The organism is Xenorhabdus szentirmaii DSM 16338, from assembly GCF_002632585.1.
In the GTDB taxonomy this organism is placed as follows: domain Bacteria; phylum Pseudomonadota; class Gammaproteobacteria; order Enterobacterales; family Enterobacteriaceae; genus Xenorhabdus; species Xenorhabdus szentirmaii.
The window spans coordinates 4,919-27,870 of sequence record NZ_NIBV01000002.1 but is presented as its reverse complement, the minus strand read 5'-3'; the positions used below and the strand labels follow the sequence as shown (position 1 = coordinate 27,870).

The following is a 22,952-nucleotide window of genomic DNA, read 5'->3' as shown; positions in this document are numbered from 1 at the left end:
TTTATTAAACTTATCTAGCAAATCACGGCCTATTCCTCTTGCACCTGGCTCATTTGTTGGCTTATGTAGTATTTTTCCTGTTTGTTTAGACTATTGTCCAGCTTCAACAACATCTTTGCCATTCACATATCATATCCCTCTTTTGTAACTTCAAGAGTTGCTGTGTGTGTTGGCTTAGGATTCGTTGTTCTATCATAGTTAGCACCATCAATATTAACCCATTTAGCTCTTCTATCAGGAACCCCGTTTGTTTCGCCCGGAACTAAGCCCCCGGCTTTTCTTGTTTTCTCAGCTTCTATGGCATTCATATTTCGGGTAACAGTATAGGTTTTATCTTTAGCTAAACCCCAAGGGTCTATCCAACCTATTGGATTCGGTGCATACGTATAGAGATTTAACCCACCGTTTAACCCAATGGGATCTGGCGTAATAAACCTACCAATCTCAGGGGCATAATATCGATAAGTATTAAAATGCAGCCCCGTCTCTTTGTCAAAATATTGCCCCGCATAACGCAGGTTCTGGTCAAAGTTCCGTGATGAACGTTCTCTATCAGTAAAATACGCCATTGTAGTGCTGTTGACGGTACCGAAGGCATCATATTTACCCGACCACGCAATTTTGCCGTCTTCATCCGTGACGTCCAGTGGTGCACCATTGACATCCGTGTGATACCAAAAATAATTACGCACAGAGCCTTTAGCAACGATACAGGCCAGCGGCGTATAGCTTTCATGGGATTCGTAACAATAGGTCTGGATTTTATCCGTATTGGCATGGCGTTCCTGCAACAATTTCAATCCATGCCAGACAAAACCCGTCTGTTCCTGTTGCGGTGTTCCTGTCGGCCATGTCGTTACCACCTTACGAATACTCCGTCCAAGGGCATCGTAATGATAGATGGCTTTCATGCCGTTGCCTTCAGCGAGTGTCAGGCGATTATCCCCATCGTAGCGGTAAACCTGTCGATTACTGCTGCTTGTCCCACGGCTGATAACATTGCCGTGGGCATCATGTTCATAACGCCATTGGTTCCACTGACTCAGCCTGTCACCCTGTGGAGTCAGGTATTTTTTCTGCTCCGTCTCTTTTTCCATCATGGATTGCGGACGTTCAAGCAGATTATCCGCGCGGTCATACCACAGCATTTCTTCAAAGCTGTCCACACTGGTGACTTTTTTCAACCGGCTTTCCGAGTCATACAGGTACTCCACCCAGCCACGGTAATGGTCTTCCATCAGGGACAGATCATCCTGTTGGTCGTAATGCCACGCACGCCACGGCTTGCCTTTTCCGATAGCAGCTGATTTATCCCTGACGCTGTATTGGCTGATTCGACGCCCCAGCGGATCATATTCGCGGAACTGGAACAACTTACCTTGTGTCCGGCTGGTTTCGCGGTGCAGATTGTCCCGCTCAAACTCGGTGATCATCTGCTGATTATGGCGAATGGCACTGAGATGACCGGAGCCGTAGTAAAGCCAGCGCAAGCTGGAAGATCTCATGGTTCTTCCAGCTTTTTTATATTTAGCCTTCTCTCAATGTGAAAATATCTTCATTAAGAAGAAAAACATCATCATTGGATAAATTTAAAACAGCATAAAAATTGGATGTAGATTGAATATAAACCATATTATCTTTTTGTTTTATATTCACAAATGGGTTTGATGTTGTTGAATATAAAAACCATTTAATATTATTATTTGTGTCTGTTTTTACAATAAAACCTTCATTTCCCATTTCCCCCTCACCACATAACACTATCTGGTCATTGTTCAATAACACTTTGTTATTTACTTGGATTTCTGACCAAGGATCATCATAATTACCAAACAATTCAGTTAATGTCGTTTCCCCTTCATATGAAAGACTATATTCCTTCTGAAAGGTATGTATTAATTTATCATTTTTAATAAAATCAATATCTATGTTTTTCACAATACCTGAATGATGGTAAATAATATCTAATCCTATTAGTTGATTATCAATCCATCTATCTTGTAATTCTTTCATATTCATTAACACTTACCACCCGCTTTTTTATTTTTACTTACTATTTGAGGCCTTTTGGGAGTACCCGTTTCAGGCAATTTAATTCTAGGAACATCAGAGTTTTAGGCTTTGAATTTAACTTTTTACTCAGATTACTACCATAAGTTCCTCCTGTTGCAGGCGGAGGTAAAGGATCTGATAAGTTAACTCTGTTAATAGGAACTGACTCAGGGTGAGAGCATGAAAGGCTGGTTTTTGAACTAATCGTGCAAATAAAACACTAATTGATACTTTAACAAGACCAGATTGAGTGATCTTCATCCTAATTATGGTTACTCAACATACATTTCAAGCTCAAGAAACGTTCATGCTCCCGCCCTGCTTAATTCTTAAGATCCTATCTATGAAAATCACATAAACTCAACCTTAAATCCATATTTTTTAAATATATTCGCCATAATAGAAACATAATCATCTTGATATTTTTTTCTATTTAATGCTGTATTAAAAATAGTAAAAATCCGATTACTGTTTTTAAAAATTATTTTTTTACCTTGGTGTTTAATATCAATTAAACAATCTTCAAGAGAGTCTAGATTTCTACCTACATATCCTTTCTTTCCTAATATGGACTCTCCTAAACAACAGTATAAACTTGGTATATCAGTAATGCGAGAGCAATCAACAACAATATCATTTTCAATATTTTTCTTCTTAAGATCACTCCAATCAGCGCTAAGATCCAACCATACTTTCTTTTTTCTACTGGACAAATCAGCCCAATCTAGATAAACACTATCATAACTATTCCATGAAGAAACCATTTGGGAATACAAATTAACATAATTACAATTCACCCAAGAATCTGAGGATGCCATTATAATCACATTATTATTTTTATCGATAAATTTTGCCTGATCAATAACAAATAGGGAGGCAAGATATTCATACCCGCCAACTCTTTTTATATTTAAGCATTTATTTTTATTAAAGAAATGAAAGTCATAGTCATTATAATAACTTATTCCCTTTAAGAAACACAAATAATTTTCACCAACTTTATTTACATGGAGAAGTTCAATTTCTCCAATATCCAAATCATCACTTTCTAATACAGTTTTAGATGGCATACATAATTTCCTTAAATAAAACTTTTACAAATTAACATGATTTTCTTCCCATACGTTCCCAATCTGAGTGGATTTTTTCGTAATGATCTAGGCTATAACCATATTTTGAATATGGATTTCCTTTTGAGTCAATACCATCTAATTTTAATATTCTGTGTTTATGATTTAATCCAGGGACCTCGTACTCTACCGCCCCTTTCCATTTTGGCCACTCTCTTCCTTGATATATTTTAGGGGCTCCGTAATCATCTAATCTCGGAACACCACCTCCATTTTTAATGTTCTCCAATGCTTCATTAAATGCATTTTTAGTTTTCGCCGGATATTCTTCTGGCTTTTTCTTTTGTTTTGCTAACCCAAGCGGATCGATCCAAGACAAAGGATTAGGAGCATACACGTATATATTCAACCCACCATTTAACCCGATCGGGTCTGGCGAAATAAACCGACCAATCTCAGGGGCATAATATCGATATGTATTAAAGTGCAGCCCCGTCTCTTTGTCAAAATATTGCCCCGCATAGCGCAGATTCTGGTCAAAGTTTCGGGTTGAACGTTCCGTATCGGTAAAATAGGCCATTGTGGTGCTGTTGACGGCGCCAAAAGCGTCATATTTCCCCGACCATGCAATTTTGCCGTCTTCATCCGTCACTTCGAGCGGTGCACTGTTGATATCGGTGTGATACCAGAAATAATTATGCACAGTGCCTTTAGCAACGATACAGGCCAGCGGTGTGTAACTCTCGTGAGATTCGTAACAATAGGTCTGGGTTTTACCCGTATTGGTATGGCGTTCCTGCAACAATTTCAGGCTGTGCCAGACAAAATCCGTCTGTTCCTGTTGCGGTGTCCCTGTCGGCCATGTCGTTACCACCTTACGAATACGCCGTCCAAGGGCATCGTAATGATAGATGGCTTTCATGCCGTTGCCTTCAGCGAGTGTCAGGCGATTATCCCCATCGTAGCGGTAAACCTGTCGATTACTGCTGCTTGTCCCACGGCTGATAACATTGCCGTGGGCATCATGTTCATAACGCCATTGGTTCCACTGACTCAGCCTGTCACCCTGTGGAGTCAGGTATTTTTTCTGCTCCGTCTCTTTTTCCATCGTGGATTGCGGACGTTCAAGCAGATTATCCGCACGGTCGTACCACAGCATTTCTTCAAAGCTGTCCACGCTGGTGACTTTTTTCAGCCGGCTTTCCGAGTCATACAGGTACTCCACCCAGCCACGGTAATGGTCTTCCATCAGGGACAGATCATCCTGTTGGTCGTAATGCCACGCACGCCACGGTTTGCCCTGTCCAATAGCCGCTGATTTATCCCTGACGCTGTATTGGCTGATTCGACGCCCCAGCGGATCATATTCGCGGAACTGGAACAACTTCCCTTGTGTCCGGCTGGTTTCGCGATGCAGATTGTCCCGCTCAAACTCGGTGATCATCTGCTGATTATGGCGAATGGCACTGAGATGACCGGAGCCGTAGTAAAGCCAGCGCAGGGTATCACCTTGTGGCAGAGTCAGCTCAGTCAGGTTATCCATTTCATCGTAGCTGAACTGGATAATATCCTCGCCGTTTTGTTCCCTGATCACCCGCCCCAATGCATCGTAGGCAAAGCTGACTGTATTCGGTAATAACCCCAGTTGTTTTCCCGTGGCATTCGGTTCACGGGAGGCGACCAGTAACCGATCCATGTTATCCCACTGGTACTGGTAATTGTCGGTGCCGGTTTCCCGTTTAATCAGGTTGCCTGCAGCATCGTAATGCAGGTAAACCGCGCGGACAGGTTGCCGGAATACCCGATCACCCATGCGTTTTTCAGTTCGCAACAAACCGGCAGCATTGTATTCATACTGGATAAGGGTGTCGTCAGGGCGGATTTCTTCAATCAAACGCCCTTCTGCATCACGGTTCAGCTGATAGCGGCCGCCATTGGCATTTTCAATCTGTACCAGATAGCCTTCGGGATTGTAATGATAACGGATTTGGCGTTGCAGACGGTCAGTGGCACAAACCACCTGTCCCAATGCATTATATTCCCAACCACGGGTGGTGTTTTCATTGCGCTGGTGATGCGTCAGCCGACCGGCATTGTCCCACACCATTTGCTCTGTCGAGCCGTCCGGGTAAGTCACCATTGAGAGCTGTCCGGCATCGTCATAGTGATAACGAACGCTTTCCATCAGGGCATTGATAAAACGGCTCAGCCGATTTTCATCATCATAGCCCCATGTGCTTCTTTGCCCTGAACAATCGGTATGGCTGATTAACTGCCCCTGGCCATTCCACATAAAATGGCTATCGCCGCCTTTGGCATCCGTGCGTTTATGAGGGCGCAACGTCTTCAGGCTGTAATAATAACGGGTCGTTTGTTTCAGTGGTGACGTTTCGCTGACCAGACGCCCGAACTCGTCATATTCCAGCGCCGTTTCTGTGCCATCCGGCCAGAAAATGAAAGCCAGCCTGTCCGTGTCATTCTGGTATTGCCACTGTGTCTGATTGCCATTGCCATCGATCATGCCCAGCAACCGGCCTAATTTATCCCATTCACCTGAGCGGGTATGACCTTCACCATCTTTGTATCCGTTCGGCAGGCCAAACTCATCCCACAAGAGATGGTGCTCTGTGCCATTACGGTCAGCACAATGAATGATTTGATGATCCTCGTTCAATCTCCAGACGGAACAAGAGCCATCATGCCAATGGGCGGTGCGGGTCAGGTTTTCATCATCATAATCCAGTCGGTAGCCTGCGCCTTCGCTGGTTTTCTGGGAAATAACACGCCACAAACCTTCTTCGGTGGCTTCCCATGCGTAATCACAGCGCAGACCACGCTTATCCTGATGCCATGCCATCATACCGTGTTCAGTCCAGCCGAATTGACGCTGGAGATGGTCATTGCGATGGCTGACACCGATAAGCCGGGCGTTCTCATCGTAGCGATAATGGCAAAGACGCACACGTTGGCCGTTATACAACTCTCGCCAGATGGTGGTAATTCGGGAAACCGTTTTGCCATTGATTTCCATGAGCTGATAATCACAGTGCAGATTCATTGCGCCGCAACCGGTGATATTGACCATCTGATGCTGGTCGTTGTAATGGAATCGTTGCTCATTGCCGACATTATCACGAATGTGGCTTAACCGGCTGATACCATCATTGTCAAAAACGGCATAGTGGTAAACCAATTCGCCCGCATCACGGATTTCCCATTCGCCATCTTCCGTGTGTATCAGCCAGCTTTGAGCATCGGGGCAGAAACAACGGTGGCCTTCCGGCACATCCGGGAACGGGATGATATCCCCGGATAAATTACGCCAAAGCATGCCCTCTTCAACGCGGATTAATTGACTTTCCCAGAATAAATTCCAGCCCTGACCCAGCACACTGTCATACTGATAGCTGCTCAGGTAACTGCGTTGCCAGTAGAGAGGGAATTCAGCCTCAAAAACAAAATCCAGTTCATCGTCATCATTCAGAAACTTTTGGCCGGCAATCACTTCAACCGGATTCGCCAAAATGCCCACCACCGGCAATGCCACGCCAAGCCACCCAAACCGGCACGCAAATTTGCGGATTTTATCCGCCCCCGGCAATTTGCTGAACAGCTTTTGCAATGCGCCGGGGCCTTTGGCGGCGGCTCCGCCAAAGCTGAACAATCCCGCCGCAAACATGGTTAAATCAGAGGCGGTATATGCCCATTCGGGGATTTCTGGTGTGATTTTTTCTGTTGTTTTTGTCCCCCCACCGATAATGACATTCGGAGAGCCTGTCATCACGGCGGCATCACAGGTGGTTTTATCGCCCACCCGCGATGCAGGAAATCCGTTAATCAGTACGGAATCCGAACCTTGCGCCATCTGGCGGATACCATTTTCTTTACTGCATGCCACCTGACTTCGTGTTGCAATGGCCGCCGCCTTGTTATTGATAAAGACATTGGGCGAACCCGTTTCAATCGTTCCGGTGGGGCTTTGCGACGATGCCCCTATTGAAACACCAGCATCACGCGCCTTATCCCCTAAAGCGCTTGCTGCCATTCCCACAGCAATGGCAGCACCAATCAACAAAACGCCGACCCCGATACATGAAGCTGCCACCCCTGCCGCAAAAAGAAATCCGGCGGCAATTCCGCCTGCGGCAGAAATTAAGGAGCCGATGAGAGTTCCACCAATTAAGCCGGCCATTGCATTGGAATGGCCTATCGTATCTCCCAACCTTGCTGCTTCTGGCATAACGTTCTCTCCCTAGAACTGAAAACTTGTCAGACAGTCATCCAGCCACTGCCGCTGTGAGTCAGTGAAGGCCTGCTGGGATGACAGGGTAAAAATCAGCACTTTTTTCTCATCCCGCTGAAATGCCGCCTGATACTGGTAAACCTGTTGCCCTTTCTTGGGGCGGTAGCGGGAAAGCAATAAATGACCTTGTAGCAAGTTGTCACCTAGTGTGGCGGGATGTTCTTCAAGCAGTTGCCAGTCTTTCAGACCGTTTTTCAGCAACGTCTTCTGGCGGATGATATAACCGGCTAAATCTTCCCCTTCATTTAACTGATCGCGGCTGATATTCAGTGCGGGCACATTGGGAGCGATAATAATATTGACGGTCTGTTCCTGATAACCTTCCGGTAGAGTAATACTGCCTTCCGAGAACAAACAGCGTGGGCGTGTTTCCATATTTCCTTTGCCTCTTTAAAAATAAATTTATGTTTTAGTAACATGATTAAAGGCAGGATATAACAGCCACATTTATGAACTCCAGAGTGAATAAGGAATCAGCACGGAAATTGTGATTAACTTCTATTTATAAATAAAATCAGATTATCACCTAGTGTCAATTTAACTTAATGCTTCAAACTAAAATCACACTGACGCGCTGCGCTTGCCTTCTCTGATTTATCTGGTTAATACATTAACCAGATAAATCAGAGATCTGGAAAAATACTACACCCGCCAGAAAAACCATTTTTATTTACCCCTCCCTATTAAAGAATTAGAGGTAAAACTGTTCACCCTGTTCACCTCTGAGTATTTATATTTAAATTCATAACGTTAGAGGGTGATGAATTGAAATCCAACTCATCACCACTCTTCACCCAACCCTTCACCTTTAAATCTTAAAAAGGTGAACAGGGGTGAAGACTTGTGAACAGTTTAAAAAAACTATTCACCCTATAATACCTTGATATATATGATTTAAATTATGGGTGAACAGTAGTGAACACTTTTTACTATTTTTTAGGAAATCTTTATCTGTGTGAAAAAAGTTATTCTTCTGGCAGGTTATTTCATGTCAGTTTCGGCAGCCATTCGATAGCGGTATCGATATTCAGGCTCAGATTGCTGCGAATACCCTGTTTACTTTTCTTACGCAGGTAATGCTGGTTGTATTCAGCCAGTGCGCCGGGCATATCCATACCGAATCGGGTCACGGAAACCGGTTTATTCAGGTTATTACCTTTCATATAAGCAAGGTAGGCGTGATAGAGGTATTTACGGGGATTAAATGGCACGATTTCCGCATTGCCGATTAACAGGCCATCCGCTTCATGAGAAGCCACCAGATAACCGCAAAAATCAACCAAAGGATCTGTACCCCGTTTAATATCCAGTGCTTCTTTGGATTTTTGTTGCTCTGCCAGTAAACGCTTTGCCGTTTGTGGATCAGCAAACCGATGCAGCAGTTGTCGGATAATGATGGGCAGTTCTGCCGCGATTTTGTTCCGCAAAAGCGGATCGCGTTCATTCTCCGGCACCACTTCGGAAAAGTTGAAAATCACCCGACGCCGCGACACTCCGCCACTGCGATCACTGAAACTCATGGCGTTATTGTTCACCGCCAGCACCACAGCAGGAATGCGGGTTGAATAAGGCTGTTTGTGCTTCGGGTCAACGGCGACTTCATCCCCACCTGTAATCGCCTTGATGCCGGAACCATCGCCCACATAGCGCGTCTGGTCGGGCAGAATAATCAACGAATATCCCACAACCAGTGCGCGTTCCCGTGGATTTTCCAGTACGGCCATACTGGCAGAAACCGTATTGCCTTTGCCTGCTAGCATTGAACAAATTTCAGCAAAGATGCTTTTGCCACTGCCTCCAGCGCCGGTAACTTCCAGAAATAACTGCCAGTCATAACGGTTCGCCAGCACCATAAACAGCGCGGCCAACACTCTCTCTGCTTTGTCTTCACAGCTGCCTGTTGCACGGTTAAGCCAGTGCCAGAACTGAGGTGCATGGCTTTGCAGGGTTTCCCCCGAAACGGGGGAATTGAATTCAACGTCGTTAGCAAGCAGCAGCCAGTCATGTTTGTGATGAGGCCGGAACTGACCGATTTTCAGGTCAAATACCCCATTACGGAACCCGATTAAATGGCGTTCTGGCGAGTTCATCATGGGAAGCTGTAATTTCAGTGCATCCACAGCAGCGCTGATACCGTGCGGTGAGTACGGCATTTTTTCTTCCATAAAAGCCGCCACCATTTCCCGCTGTAAATCGCGGTTACTGACCGGACACCAGATAATACCATCATAGTGATGAACGGTTTCCGAAGCGCCATCCAATGCCAAATCACCGTCATAACGTGCCAGTAACACTTCTCCGCGCTGACTGGCTCCCATCTGGCATAATGTTAATTTTGACGATTCGGTATCATTGGGCTGAATGACCGCTTTTTTCGTTATGGGTGCCGGTTGATAAAGCCCTTGAACAAACGCCAGCTTTGCCGTTTCTACACCGTGTTGTTGGCGGTAGTCGTCCCAATCGGCTTTATGATCTGTCGGCGGTAACGTGATCCAGCCATTAACCGCAATAGAGGCTTTTTCTGCCGAGATTTTACCGGTATTCACTTTCGGTTTACCGTTCTTATCCAGTTCACTGGGATGATGCCAGTCGTTATCGGCAGCAATAATAATTTTCGTATCCGGCCAACGTTCCCTGACTGATTGAGCAACGGAGAGCAGATTGTCCGCGTCCAGTGCTGCCAGAACAGCGCCACTACAGAGTTGGTTAACCGTGAGTGCCGTGGCGTAACCTTCGGTAATGATGACGGTATCAGGGTTCTCTTCCAGCGTTGATAAAGGAATAAACGCGCCTTTCTTCTGGCTACCGGTGAGTAATTTTTTCTCGCCATCCGGTTTGATGATCTGTGCGCCTGTTACTTTTTTGTCCAATGTTGCGAGTCGCAACACTGCTGAATTATCAGGCAATAACCGCTGATTAGGGCAATGCAGCCCTTTTGAGGTCAGATAGGGAGATTGTCCGGTAACGGTCTGCGCCATCAGGGCCGCTACTCTGTCGGCAATCGGCTGTGTTGGTTGAGTGGTTTTTCTGGCTGGCTTGGGTTCGGGCAAGGGTAATGCCAGTACATCCGCAATGATTTTCGCCGCCTCAGTAATAGAAATTCCTTTGGTTTTTGCCACCAAATCCAGCCCATCGCCGTAGTTCGGTATGTCACACTGGCGACAATACCAGTTGCCATGATGGTGATCATCAATAAAGTGAAAACGGTCAGTGCCGCCGCAAATCGGGCAGGCACCATGTTTATCTTTTGCCGGAATATCAATACCACAGGCAGGCAGCAGATTTTCCCAATGATACATGGCGGATTTTTTCACGGTCTGGATCAGATCGAGCGATTTTTGACGAGCAGTTTTATCTGAAAGTGTAAATTTAGGGTGAGTTTGGGTATGCTGTATATCAGCCATCATCGTTACCTCGTATAACGGTTGTTGGTCAGACGCCTCAGTTGTGTTGTCGCACACTGGGGCGTTGTTTTTTTATATTACGTTTCTTATGTTATGTGTTATGCCGCTCGTGAACCTGCGATCCGCTGCGCAATCCAGTTATCAATCTCTGATTCAATAAACGCGATGGAACGGGAGCCGAGTTTAATTTGTTTCGGGAATTCCCCATCGCTAATCAGTTTGTAGATCCACGCCTTGCTATAACCCGTTCTGCGTTGAACTTCGGGCAAACGAATAAGATTTTCTTTCGGTGCTGTCATTGTCATATTTTTTCTCTCCTGTTACCGAGTCCTTGAGCGCTCATCGTGGACGTTGTTTGATGACAGGCGGATTATTTAAAAAGCAAGATTAAATGAACAGCGTTAATTGTTTACTCCATTTGTGAAATTTATCAATTTATAGGGAGTACCAACTCCCGAATTGTATGCTGTATGAAAAACAGTCACTGTTGGAGCCTCCAACACAGTCTAAAAAACATCCATCATCCATGTTCTGTATAAAAAAATAACTTTGTTGGCACTGCCAACAAAGAATAAAAAAGCACCATCCCCCTATGACTGGTACGAAAAATAGCTCTGTTGGCACTGCCAACGTGGTGTAAAAAGCAACCGTACCTTTACGTTCTTTTATCAACCATCTGTAGATAGTATGAAAAACAGGCTGCTGTGCCCCGGGCACAGGCGTTTAAAAAATCACCGTATCTTTACGCCCTTTTGCCAATTTTTCCGATCAGCACATTTTCACCGTGTTCCAGCATCTCCATATGATCCGCATACCATTGCAGCATTTCCCTGCGCCCCTCCAGATATTGGGCGTGATTGTAAGTTCCCCGGATGCTGTTCTTATCAACATGAGCAAGCTGAGTTTCAATCCAAGCCGTGTTATAACCTTGTTCATGCAGGATAGTACTCATGGTATGGCGGAAGCCGTGGCCGGTTGCCCTGCCATCATAACCAATGCGTTTAATAACCTGATTAATGGCGGCCTCACTCATCGGTTTACCCGCATCATTACGCCCGGGGGAAAACGTATTTCCCACGCCCTGTAATAGAGTGAAGTTTGATAAGAATGGCTTTAACCTGATTGGATAGCGGGACGATGTGAGGGCGGCGCATTTTCATTCGCTCAGCAGGTATCTGCCAGATATCCTTATCGAAATCGAATTCAGTCCATTCTGATTCTCTCAATTCGATGGTACGCACGCCGGTAAGCATCAATAAACGTGTCGCAGACTGAGTCACTTCGCTTCCGGTATAGCCCGCCAAGGCGATGAGGAATTCATTCATTTGGTCGGCTAAAAGGTGTGGGAAGTGTTTTTGCTTCGGTGCTTTAAGTGCGCTGGCAAGATCAGTAACGGGATTGAACTCAGCCCGCCCGGTAATCACGGCATAGGTGAAAATTTGCCGACAGGCCTGTCTGGTTTTTTTCAATTTATCCAAAACACCGCGTTGCTCCATTTTTCGGAGAACAGCCAGCATTTCGGCGGGTTTAATCTCGGTAACGGCACGTTTGCCAATATACGGGAAGATGTCTTTTTTCAGGTATTCCAGAATGTCTTCAACATACCCTTTTGACCAGTTGGGGCGTTTATGCTCGTGCCACTCAATGGCGATGGATTCAAAACTATTGCTGACCGCAAACACTTTGGCTGCCTTTTCAGCTTTCTTTTCCTCTATCGGATCATGACCATCCGATAGCATCCGCCGTGCTTCGTTTCTCTTGGTTCTTGCTTCTGCGAGGGAGATATCAGGGTATACCCCTAATGCGAGTAATTTTTCTTTGCCTGCGATCCGGTACTTCAACCGCCAATAGCGAGCGCCATTAGGGTTAACCAATAGATATAGTCCGCCACCATCTGCAAGTTTATAAGGTTTTTCTTTCGGCTTTGCAGTGTCCACCTGTCGGGCTGTTAACTTCATCTGGGGGTATCTCACTTCATTGAACCTGAACGTACCCCTAAATATACCCCCATAAGATCGTGGATTTCAACCTACCTGACTGGACTATAGAAGAACGGAAAAGCGCTAACAATGCGTATTTACTGGAGTTTTGTGGACTTTGGAAGACGTTAAGATATGAATGGATGGTACGCCCTACAGGATTCGAACCTGTGACCTACGGCTTAGAAGGGCAATTTTTTATGATTTTAGGTGATTTCTATCGATTTCATTACATTTCATCTTTTTGATTTTAAATGAATTTAACATATTGAATGATGTCATCCTATATCATACTATTTCACCACTAAGACACCCATTAGAGCACCCGTAATTATGGCTGGATTACTCCTTACCGATAGCAAGATAAAAGGCATTAAACCTAAAGATCAGGCCTACTACGTTTGGCAGGCATCAGCAACTCGTGGAACAGGTAGGTTAGGGTTAAAAATCTACCCTTCTGGTAGAAAAGTCTTTGTTTACAAGTACCACCTTAATGGCTCAAGGAAATTCCTGACCTTGGGTGATTACCCTGCACTGACTCTGGCTGAGGCAACATCAAAAGCTCAAGATGCCCAAGAAAAGTTGTCCTCTCCTGAAAAAATCATTATAAACCACGCTACAATCGAGCAGCTATTTAAAGATTATATTTCTGACCAAAAACGCCGAGGAAAACGATCATACGACAAAACCGAATACAGGCTAAATCAAGTATTAGATAGCAAACACATTGATAGAAATGCTCCAGCAAAAGATATCACCCCAGACCACATTAAAAGAGTACTGGCGGAATTTATATCACGTGGTGCTGTTGCTGGCTCAAATAAGGCTCGTTCAAATCTTCATGCTGTATTTAATTTTGGTCTATTTGCTGACAATGACCCAGCCAAGCTGAACGAGAAAGTTATCTATGGGCTAGATCGAAACCCTGTGACTATCGTTCCGCGACAAGAAGGTGCAGATAGGGCATTAGATAGATTTCTATCGTGGGATGAAATGAAAGCAATTCTGGAATTGTTCCAAGTTTCTCGGACAATATTTCCAATCAATCCAGATTACGGCCGATTGCTGTTACTCTGTATTTTTACCGCTGGTCAGCGCCCTTGGGAAATAATGACTAATACGAAAGATAATTGGGATAAAAAGAATAACACGCTAACAGTACCACCCCATATATCCAAAAATAGTGATTACCATGTGATCCCGTTATGTGAGTCCGCCACCAAAATATTAGAGCAGCAAGCCAAACAATATCCAGACTCAGAATTCCTATTTCCCGGAGATACTAAAGAAGGTCATTTACTCACTGCGGAATATGCCAAACAGATCCGAAAATTTTGTGCTCGATATGATTTTGAAAAATTTACACCAAGGGATATCAGGCGAACTTTTAAAACGCTTGCAGGAGAGATGGGGATCAGTTCTGAGATGAGGGATCGGTTGCAGAACCATAAAAAACCCGGCGTCTCATCCAAGCACTATGACCGTTACGACTATCTGAAAGAAAAACGGGAAATTATAGATCAATGGGAAAATAAGTTACTATCACTATAGGGCAGAAAACTGCCCTTTGAAATCCAGGCAATTGTCTAACAAAGTTGAGTTATTTGAATTAACTTAATCCTCATATTGCTAAATATGCCAAATATTAATTTTTCTGTTTCTATTTAGGATTTAGCTCATCTCAATATTTAATTTCATTTGAATTAATAGCTGGCATATATATTCAATGCAAATATATCATTCATAGTTATGTTTTTTATTAAACGAAAAAACATGAAATAAAAAATCTCATTGCTAAAAGCAGTTTTTTTGTGATCGAGTTCATAAACTTAATATGATCATGATTTTGTCAAACCCGTTACCTATTTTTTTATTTTTACTTCATGACGTTACGAAAAAACACCTTTTATGGATAAATATTAAGTGGTTCTATACATTAATCACATACGCTATCTAAGAATATTATTTTTCAACCGCAATCATTTTAACTTTTTACACTGTAATTGTCGGATGCCATTTTTTATTTCACTTGATTTAATTTGGTCTTTACTCCTTCGTTATTTATTATTGCCCCCATTTTATTTATCACGGATCAGTCGATATATTCGGACACAAAGTCCCTTCAAATTATCGAAAAACAACCTATTGCGTCCTTAATTAACAAATTTGTCGGAAACAATGTGAGTTAGATTTAAATCTTGTGCCCGAATGTTATGGCCTGCGTTGTTATCAGGCGGGATAGCCTATTTCATAACATTCCATCATCTCAGGGAGACACACCATGTCAATAAAGAAGAACATCGATAAATTGAAGAAAGGACAAGCCCTTGTTCAGCAGGGACAAGGAGCTGTTCAGAAAGCGAAACAGGTTGCAGGCAAATTGAGCAGCGGCATGTCAGGAACAGCAGGTTTAATCCCGGGTGGCGGTTTTGCCGGCGGAATAGGCGGCAGTTCAGGAAGTGGCATTTCAGGCACGGCGGGATTAATTCCAGGCGGCGGTTTTACTGGGGGACAGGGGCTGGCAGAACGCTCAGCCGGGGGACAAAATGCCGCCACCAAAGCGCTGGAAAAAGTCGGCCAGATGCTGATGGGCGGGCGTGACCCGAGTGGCCTGCAATTTACCCTGACCGCAGGTAACTTACCGCCACAAACGTTTGTGGTGACCGATTTCACCCTGAACGAAAGTTTTTCCCAGCCGTTCAGCCTGAGTGTGGGACTGGCGAGTGCCGACCCGGCTATCGACTTTCCGGCCGTACTGGATCGCACCGCTACACTGACCATTCTGCAAAATGGTCTCGAACAACGCAGCATCACGGGGATCGTTTCCCGCTTTGAGCAGGGTAACACCGGGTTGCACCAGACCACCTACCAGATGACTATCCGGCCTGACCTGTGGCGCACGACCCTGAGACAGAACTCGCGCATTTTCCAGCAGCAGGATATCGCCACCATCATCACGACTATCCTGAAAGAACATAACATCCGCGATGTGATCTTCAGCCTGCGCCATCCTCATCCGGCGCGCGAATTCTGCGTGCAGTATCAGGAAAGTGACTTTGCCTTTCTGCAACGGTTAACGGCGGAAGAGGGCATTTTCTACTTCTTCGAATGCAGTAACGGGCGCAACACGCTGGTATTCGCCGACGACTGCGGTTCAGTGCCGCCGGGCATACGCCTGCCCTATCAGCCGAGTGAGGGCAGTACGCTGGGTGAACCGGCTGTCAACAGCCTGACCAGCAGCGCACAGATACGCCCGGCGCAGGTCCAGCTTAAGGATTACACCTTCAAGAACCCGGCGTGGCCAGCAGAATTTCACCAGCAAATGCGGGACGAAAATCTGCAACAACTGTATTACGAGCACTACGATTACCCCGGCCGTTTCAAGGACGAAGCCCATGGCAAGGATTTTACCCGCTATCGGCTGGAGGCACTGCGCAGCGACGCCGTGACCGGACAGGGCAGCGGCAATGCGATAGCCCTGCAACCGGGCAAACTGTTCATCCTCGATAACCATCCACGGGCAGACCTGAATCAGTCATGGCAAACCGTCTCCGCAAGCCACAGCGGCAGCCAGCCGGGTGCCCTTGAAACGACAACTGGCGGCAGCGGCACCACGCTGCACAGCCACTTCTACTTCATCCGCCAGAACCAAAACTGGCGCCCAGCACCGCTGCCCAAACCAGTGATGGATGGCCCACAAATCGCTAAGGTAGTCGGCCCGGCCGGCGAAGAAATCTTCTGTGACCAGTACGGCCGCGTGCGTCTGCAATTTCCGTGGGACAGGTACGGTAAGAGCAACGACCAGAGTTCCTGCTGGATACGGGTCAGCCAGCCATGGGCAGGTCAGGGCTGGGGGATGCTGGCCATCCCACGTATCGGACAGGAAGTGGTGGTGGATTTCCTGCACGGCGACCCCGACCAGCCGATAGTCACCGGCCGCACCTACCATGCCAGCAACATCCCGCCGGGTGCCTTGCCGGGCAGCAAAACCCAGATGGCGTTCCGCTCCAAAACCCATAAGGGACAGGGCTACAACGAACTGCTGTTTGAGGATGCCAAAGGCAGCGAACTGCTGTCACTGCACGCGCAGAAAGACATGTACACCAAGGTTCTCAACAACCGCGATACCCATGTTATCGCCAACCACAGCGAAACAGTGGAGAAAAATCAGATCATCACGATCAATGAGAACAAAGAGGAAACGGTCACGCTCAACAGCACGGAAACGGTAAAGGAGGTACGCAAACTGATTACTGGCAAAAACTACATTATCGAGGTCGGTGCGCACAAGGCAGAGACCATCACCAATACCCTTTCCATCACGACCGGCGATGTGATTGAGCTGAAATGTGGCGCAAGCGTCCTGCGCATGGACAGCAACGGCAAAATTACCCTTAAGGGCAGTGAGTTTAAGTTTGAGGCAAGCGGCCCGGTGCAAATCACCGGTAAAGATATCGACCTGAACTAGAAAGGACGGATTGAGATGGAATTTCGTAACCTGACCCCCTTTGCGGTGATGAACTATCAGATGCTCGATATTGAAGATACCGAACATCACGTTGTGGTGATAAAAATCGGCTATCAGCTCCTGCCTGCCGGACAGGGGGAATACAGCGCTGAATTATTGCCCGCACCGCCCCTGTGTTTACAGGATGAATACCGTGGGCAGATGAATGTCTCACAGGTGTTGCGGGAAAGTGACCTTGCCCCGTTTAAACCGCGCTGTGACGTCATTGTCAACGGCATAGCTTATGCACCGGAGGGCCGGCCCTGTACCGAATTCCCCGTGCGATTGCAGGTGCAGAATAAACGGGGGCAAACGTTGCTTGATAAAACCCTGTCAGTCAGTGGCGAACGGGACTTTATCCGCAATACGGATGGCCACTGGCAACTGACCACGCCGAAACCTTTTGCAACGTTGCCGCTGGATTACCGCCATGCCTTTGGCGGTCAGTGCAAAATCTATGCTGACGAAGAAGCAAGCCAGCACCTCCGGGAACGTGACCGGCTCACGCCCGAACAACGCCAGCAGCATCCTGACGGAGAAAAAGCACCGATCGCTCACGCCACTTGTGAAAGCAATCCTCTCGGTAGTGGATTTATCACGCCGTGGTATGCCGAGGCCAAACAATCCACCCGCTACCCGGCACCACGTATCACCCGGCCGGATGCACCGTTTACCGTTGAGCATTTTGTCGCTCAACTGGAGGGAACGTTATCGCCCGATATCCCAGCCAGCCAACCGCAGGGCATGGGCTTTATCGGCCGTCCGTGGCTGCCCCGCCGTCAGCTTGCCGGCACTTACGATGCCGACTGGCTGGCACATCGTCATCCCTATCTGCCGAAAGATTTTGACTTCGGCTACTGGAACGGTGCACCGGCTGACCAACAGATCGACTGGCCGGAAACCGATATTGCCATCATGTTAAGCGGCCTGACGCCAGATGGTGAACTGCATGTCACCCTGCCGGGGCACCGTCCGTTTATTCTGCTGCGGATGCAAAACGGCATTCTGCTTCCTGTTCCGATGCGTACGGACACGTTAATACTCGACAGCGAAGCAAGGACGCTGCATATGACTTGCCGACTGAGCTTCAAAACCTCCCTGCCCGTGCGGGTCGCTGAAGCCCGGTTTGAAATCAATCCGGAAGCACCGTTGCTCAAACTCGCCCCACTGGAAGAGGAGAAAAAGGATGGCTGATAACTACATCGCCCGAACCGCGGGCGAATGGCTGATAATCGGTATTCTGCCGGACGTGTGCAAAACCCCGATGGGCTCATCAACGCCGCCAATCCCGTATCCGGTCATCGCGAAACTGGCGGACAGTTCGGTGCCGGAAAAAACCGTGCGTGCCAATGGCAAGCCAGTGGTGGTGTTTGCCCGCAGTTTTGTACCCACCACAATCGGTGACCAGCCCGGTGTGGCGAATGGCGTCAAAAGCGGCACGGTCGGCGGTAAATGCCATCCGCAGGAGCATACCAAGACGGTGCGGGCCGGCAACAAACTGGTGCTGCGTCACGGGGATAAATTTTGGATGAATGGAGCATAAGGAAGGAAACCATGTCAGAAGATAAATCTAACCGAAAGGAAGTGTCGTCAGAAACGAGCGAATACGTTCCGCCACAACCCAATACGGCCTTACCACCAAAACCACGCAGTGACAACCCAACCGGTGAGGGCAACACGCAGGGTAAAATCATCGGTCAGGCACCACAGGGAGCGAATCCGCCTCATGAGGCGAATCCGGTGGTGATACCGGAAAGCAAACCCGAAATGAGTGCATGGGAAGCGCTGAAAACAATGGGAAAAGCGTTAGGAAACGCTGCCGTAGACAAAGCCAAAGAAACAAAACAAGACCTGTCAACCGTAAGCGGATGGAATCCGATTGAACAGCAGAAAGGCATTGCCAAAACCGTCAGTAATACCGCCGTGGGGCTGGGCGAAATGGCCATTAAGGGCGGAATGCTGAACTCAGCTCGTGAAGCGGACGAATCAGCCCGTTCGTTAGCTTTCTGGGGGAAAGTATTTGGCAACCCTGACACCGAAAAACAGGCTAAAGTGATAGGCGAAGTCGCCGATGCCGGCCGCACGAATGCCAAACAGTTTAATCTTGACGAGTACAAGATGACACTGGACACACCCGGACAACGTATTGGCGGCACAACCGCTGAAATTGCCATGCTTATCGGCCCGATAAAAGGTGCAGGTACTGCGGGATCAGTGACTAAAGCAACCGAAATCGCGAAAGTGGCAGAAGCGGGTGCACTGGCGACAAAATCCCGTGAGGCAGCACAGGTCGTAGAAGCCGGTACACTGGCGGCTAAAAACACCAACCCTGCCGCTGGGGCTATAATCAAAGAAAAACCCCCGACATCCCCGAAAACGGAAGTCAAACCCACAACTGAAAAGCCCGCCGATAACGCTGCTCCCTCCGGCAAAAAAAAGGGCAATGACAACGAGCTGTCCAGTACAGAGGGCGATCCGGTCGATATGGCCACCGGCGATTTCCTGCAAGTCTGGCCGGTTCTCGCCATTCCGGGGTTGTTGCCAATAAACCTCAGCCGAACCTACCGCTCCACGGCGGATTTACACGGTCTGTTTGGTGCCAAATGGGCGGATGACTGGTCACTGAAACTGGTTATCAGTCAGGGGGAAGTGCACTATACCCATACCGATGGCGTGATCTACGATTATGCCACACCGGATAATCGGGTCTTGTCCCGTAACCATAATCTTCCTCATTGCCTGCTGACGGGAGAACTGACCGGCGAACTGTGCCTGACCGACCGCCGCGCCCAGTTGACGTACCATTTCAACCCGATTTCAGGCAACACGCGAAAATTGTCTGCTATCACTGACCGACGTCAGAACCGGATTGATTTTATCTACGATAAGCAGTCACAACTGACGGCCGTCACCCGCAATGACGGCCTGCGGTTAAGCCTGCACTATCTGGACGGCCGGCTTCACACGATCACGATGCAGGAAAACCGCGAAGGCCAGCCTGCCGAACAATGTTTGTTGACCTGTCAATATGATTCACAGGGATATCTGAAAGAGTGCGACGCCTTCCAGCACAACCACCTGTGGCATGAATATGATGTGCAGGGGAGGATGATCCGCTGGCATGATACCGACCAGACTGACCTGACGATAACCTATGACGAACGCGGGCGGGTACTCAGCACCACCTCTCCCAGCGGTTACTGGCACGACCGCTTCCGCTACGATGACAATGCCCGCGTAACCACCTATCTGGACGGCGAAGGGGGCGAAACCCGCTACCACTATGATCCGAACGGGTTGGTGATACGGGAAATGGACCCGCTGGGCCGCATTACCCGTCGCCAGTGGCGGGGCAGCCTGCTGATGTGGGAAAGTGACCCGTCAGGGCAGATGACCACCTTTGACTACAATGCAGACGGGGCATTGACCGAAGTGGTGCTGCCGACGGGGGACACCTTTACCTATAATTATGATGAACACGGTCAACTGACCGAAAGCTACCTGCCTACCGGTGAACGCTGGCAATGGCATTATGATGGGCAAGGCAACCTGACGGCACTGACCAACCCGCTGGGCCATCGAGCCGAATACCAGTACGGCCTTCACGGTGAACTGCGCCAGCGCCTGCTTCCGGATGGCCGGACGTGGCACTACGCCTATGACGAGCACCAACGCCTCGCCGCCGTGATGGCACCAGATGGTGAAACCACCGGTCTGGAGCTGGACGCTTTGGGTCGCCTGCGTTGCTTTACCAATGCGCTGAAACAGGAAACTCGCTATCAGTACAGCCCTGACCATGCCAGCCTCATTAATGGCAGTCTGAGTGAAATCACCCTCGCCGATGGCGTCACTCAAAAACTGGAGTATGACGGCGAGCATCGCGTGGCAGCGGCTACGGACGGTGAAGGCCGAACCACCCGCTACACCTACGGCGCGTTTGACCTGCTGACCCAAATGACCCGCCCGGATGGCACCACCCTACACTTTGGCTATGACCGACTCACCCGACTAAATACCGTGACCTCCTCCACGGGGGAAACTTACCGTTACGAGCGGGATGCCGCTGGCCAGATTATCCGTGAAACCGATTTTACCGGGCGTACTCTGACGTATCAGTACGATAAACTGGGACGCCGAACACACACGATATACCCCGATGGCCAGCAATTGCGCGGGTACTATTCCAGTGCAGGGTTGTTGGTCAAACAGGAAAGCTGGCAGCCGGAAGAAAACCAGCTCGTACTGAAAGACACCACCACCTACGAATACAACAAACGGTATCAATTGGTGAAAGCCACTAATGCCGATGCTACTGTCGAGTATGAGTATGACCAAACCACGGGTCTGCCGACCTGTGAGCGTATCAACGGTCGGGAAATCATTCGTGAATGGGATAAGCTGACCGGACGCCCTGTCAGTGAAAGCGTGGATGGCAACACTCTGCATTTGGGCTATAACCCCATGGGGGCTCTGAATCATTTTCAGCTCAACCAACATGCGCCACTGACTTTCCAGCATGATGTACTGGGACGAGAAACGGTACGGGAAAGTACCAACGGGTTTATCCTTGCCAGCCGTTATACCGCAACCGGATTGCTCGCGCATCAGTCGGCGGGACAGGCCACCCAATTTTTCCGGGAAACACTGGCACAAAATGACCCGCATTTTCCGCCGCAAGCCTCTGCGGTCAACCGGAGCTGGCAATATGACCGTGCACATAATGTGCGCGTGATTGACGACAGCCGGTGGGGACAAACCCGTTATCGCTATAACAGTAATGATCAAATCCTCAATACCCTGTTTGACGGCAATCGTCCGCATGAAGAGCAATTCAGTTATGATGCCAACGGCAACCTGAGCCAGCACCTGCCTGTCGATGCCTACGGCGCAATGGAACAAATTACTCAGCATCAGAAAGCCGGGCGGGTCGTGCAACAAGGGGATATCCGCTATCGCTATGATGACAATGGTCGTCTGGTGGAAAAAACCGAACAGCGTGATGGTTTCCGCCCACAAATCTGGCGCTACCGCTGGGATGCACAGAATCAGCTTACCCATTGCGAAACACCGGATGGCTCGCGCTGGCATTATCGCTACGATGCTTTTGGGCGACGTATCCGAAAACTGAAAATTCACGATGGCAAACTGACCGCAGCTAATTTACAGTTATGGCTCGCTGGCAAACCGGACTTAACCCCACGCGCCACGGAAATTTATGGGCAGGACTACCTGTGGAGCGGCGACCAGCTAATTGAGGAGACGCCGGTGTATGCCGATGGCTCGCTGGCACTGGATTGCCGGGTACGCTGGCTGTACGAGCCGGGGGCACTCACCCCGTCTGCCCGCTATGAAAAGGGTAAGCTACACTATGTGGTGAGCGACCATCAAGGCACGCCGCGCGAGATGCTCAACGAAAACGGCACGCTGGTCTGGGCACAGCGGCTGAGGACGTGGGGCAAAGCGGATAAATCGCAGGTCATTGCGTCGAACGATGCGGATTATCATGTAAACTGTAACTTACGGTTTGCAGGGCAATATGAGGATGAAGAGAGCGGGTTGTATTATAATCGGTTTAGGTATTACTCGCCGGAGACGGCGCAGTACATCTCGCCTGATCCGATCGGCTTATTGGGCGGG

Annotated in this window: 12 protein-coding genes and 1 pseudogene; 5 read left to right on the top strand and 8 right to left on the bottom strand. The window is 48.0% G+C overall.

The window, feature by feature from the left end; translation table 11 throughout:
* Nucleotides 1-122: 122 nt before the first annotated feature.
* From Xsze_RS10130 to Xsze_RS10095, 8 genes and pseudogenes are all read right to left on the bottom strand, one after another.
* Nucleotides 123-1,505, bottom strand: coding sequence for an RHS repeat domain-containing protein (locus tag Xsze_RS10130; RefSeq protein ID WP_244590073.1), 1,383 nt, complete (start codon nt 1,503-1,505; stop codon nt 123-125).
* A 22-nt stretch (nt 1,506-1,527) separates the two neighbouring features.
* Entirely contained in the window at nt 1,528-2,019 is a 492-nt protein-coding gene (locus tag Xsze_RS10125) for a hypothetical protein (RefSeq protein WP_038242491.1), read from the bottom strand.
* A 383-nt stretch (nt 2,020-2,402) separates the two neighbouring features.
* A complete protein-coding gene (locus Xsze_RS10120; protein WP_038242494.1) occupies nt 2,403-3,122 on the bottom strand; it encodes a barstar family protein in 720 nt (239 codons plus the stop codon).
* Nucleotides 3,123-3,153: 31 nt separating this feature from the next.
* Entirely contained in the window at nt 3,154-7,362 is a 4,209-nt protein-coding gene (locus Xsze_RS10115; protein WP_244590072.1) for an RHS repeat-associated core domain-containing protein, read from the bottom strand.
* Between the two features lie 12 nt (nt 7,363-7,374).
* Entirely contained in the window at nt 7,375-7,800 is a 426-nt protein-coding gene (locus tag Xsze_RS10110; protein ID WP_038240781.1) for a DcrB-related protein, read from the bottom strand.
* 611 nt (nt 7,801-8,411) lie between these two features.
* Nucleotides 8,412-10,829, bottom strand: a complete 2,418-nt coding sequence (locus Xsze_RS10105) for a toprim domain-containing protein (RefSeq protein WP_051462526.1) — start codon at nt 10,827-10,829, stop codon at nt 8,412-8,414.
* 98 nt (nt 10,830-10,927) lie between these two features.
* A complete protein-coding gene (locus Xsze_RS10100; protein ID WP_012987855.1) occupies nt 10,928-11,134 on the bottom strand; it encodes a helix-turn-helix transcriptional regulator in 207 nt (68 codons plus the stop codon).
* 437 nt (nt 11,135-11,571) lie between these two features.
* Nucleotides 11,572-12,787: pseudogene (locus Xsze_RS10095) on the bottom strand (tyrosine-type recombinase/integrase).
* 354 nt (nt 12,788-13,141) lie between these two features.
* Between Xsze_RS10095 and Xsze_RS10085 the strand changes: the two are divergent.
* The 5 genes from Xsze_RS10085 to Xsze_RS10065 all read left to right on the top strand — a co-directional run.
* Nucleotides 13,142-14,359: a tyrosine-type recombinase/integrase gene (locus tag Xsze_RS10085; protein WP_038240782.1), complete on the top strand. Its 1,218-nt coding sequence runs from the start codon at nt 13,142-13,144 to the stop codon at nt 14,357-14,359.
* A 730-nt stretch (nt 14,360-15,089) separates the two neighbouring features.
* The gene (locus Xsze_RS10080) at nt 15,090-17,276 is read left to right on the top strand and encodes a type VI secretion system Vgr family protein (protein WP_038240784.1); all 2,187 of its coding nucleotides are present in this window, start codon (nt 15,090-15,092) and stop codon (nt 17,274-17,276) included.
* A gap of 15 nt (nt 17,277-17,291) precedes the next feature.
* A complete protein-coding gene (locus Xsze_RS10075; RefSeq protein ID WP_038240785.1) occupies nt 17,292-18,509 on the top strand; it encodes a DUF2169 family type VI secretion system accessory protein in 1,218 nt (405 codons plus the stop codon).
* A complete protein-coding gene (locus Xsze_RS10070; protein WP_038240787.1) occupies nt 18,502-18,858 on the top strand; it encodes a DUF4150 domain-containing protein in 357 nt (118 codons plus the stop codon). The genes Xsze_RS10075 and Xsze_RS10070 overlap by 8 nt, the downstream gene beginning before the upstream one ends.
* Nucleotides 18,859-18,869: 11 nt before the next feature.
* Nucleotides 18,870-22,952 (top strand): DUF6531 domain-containing protein (locus Xsze_RS10065; RefSeq protein ID WP_099139125.1); only part of this gene is annotated, 4,083 nt, incomplete at its 3' end.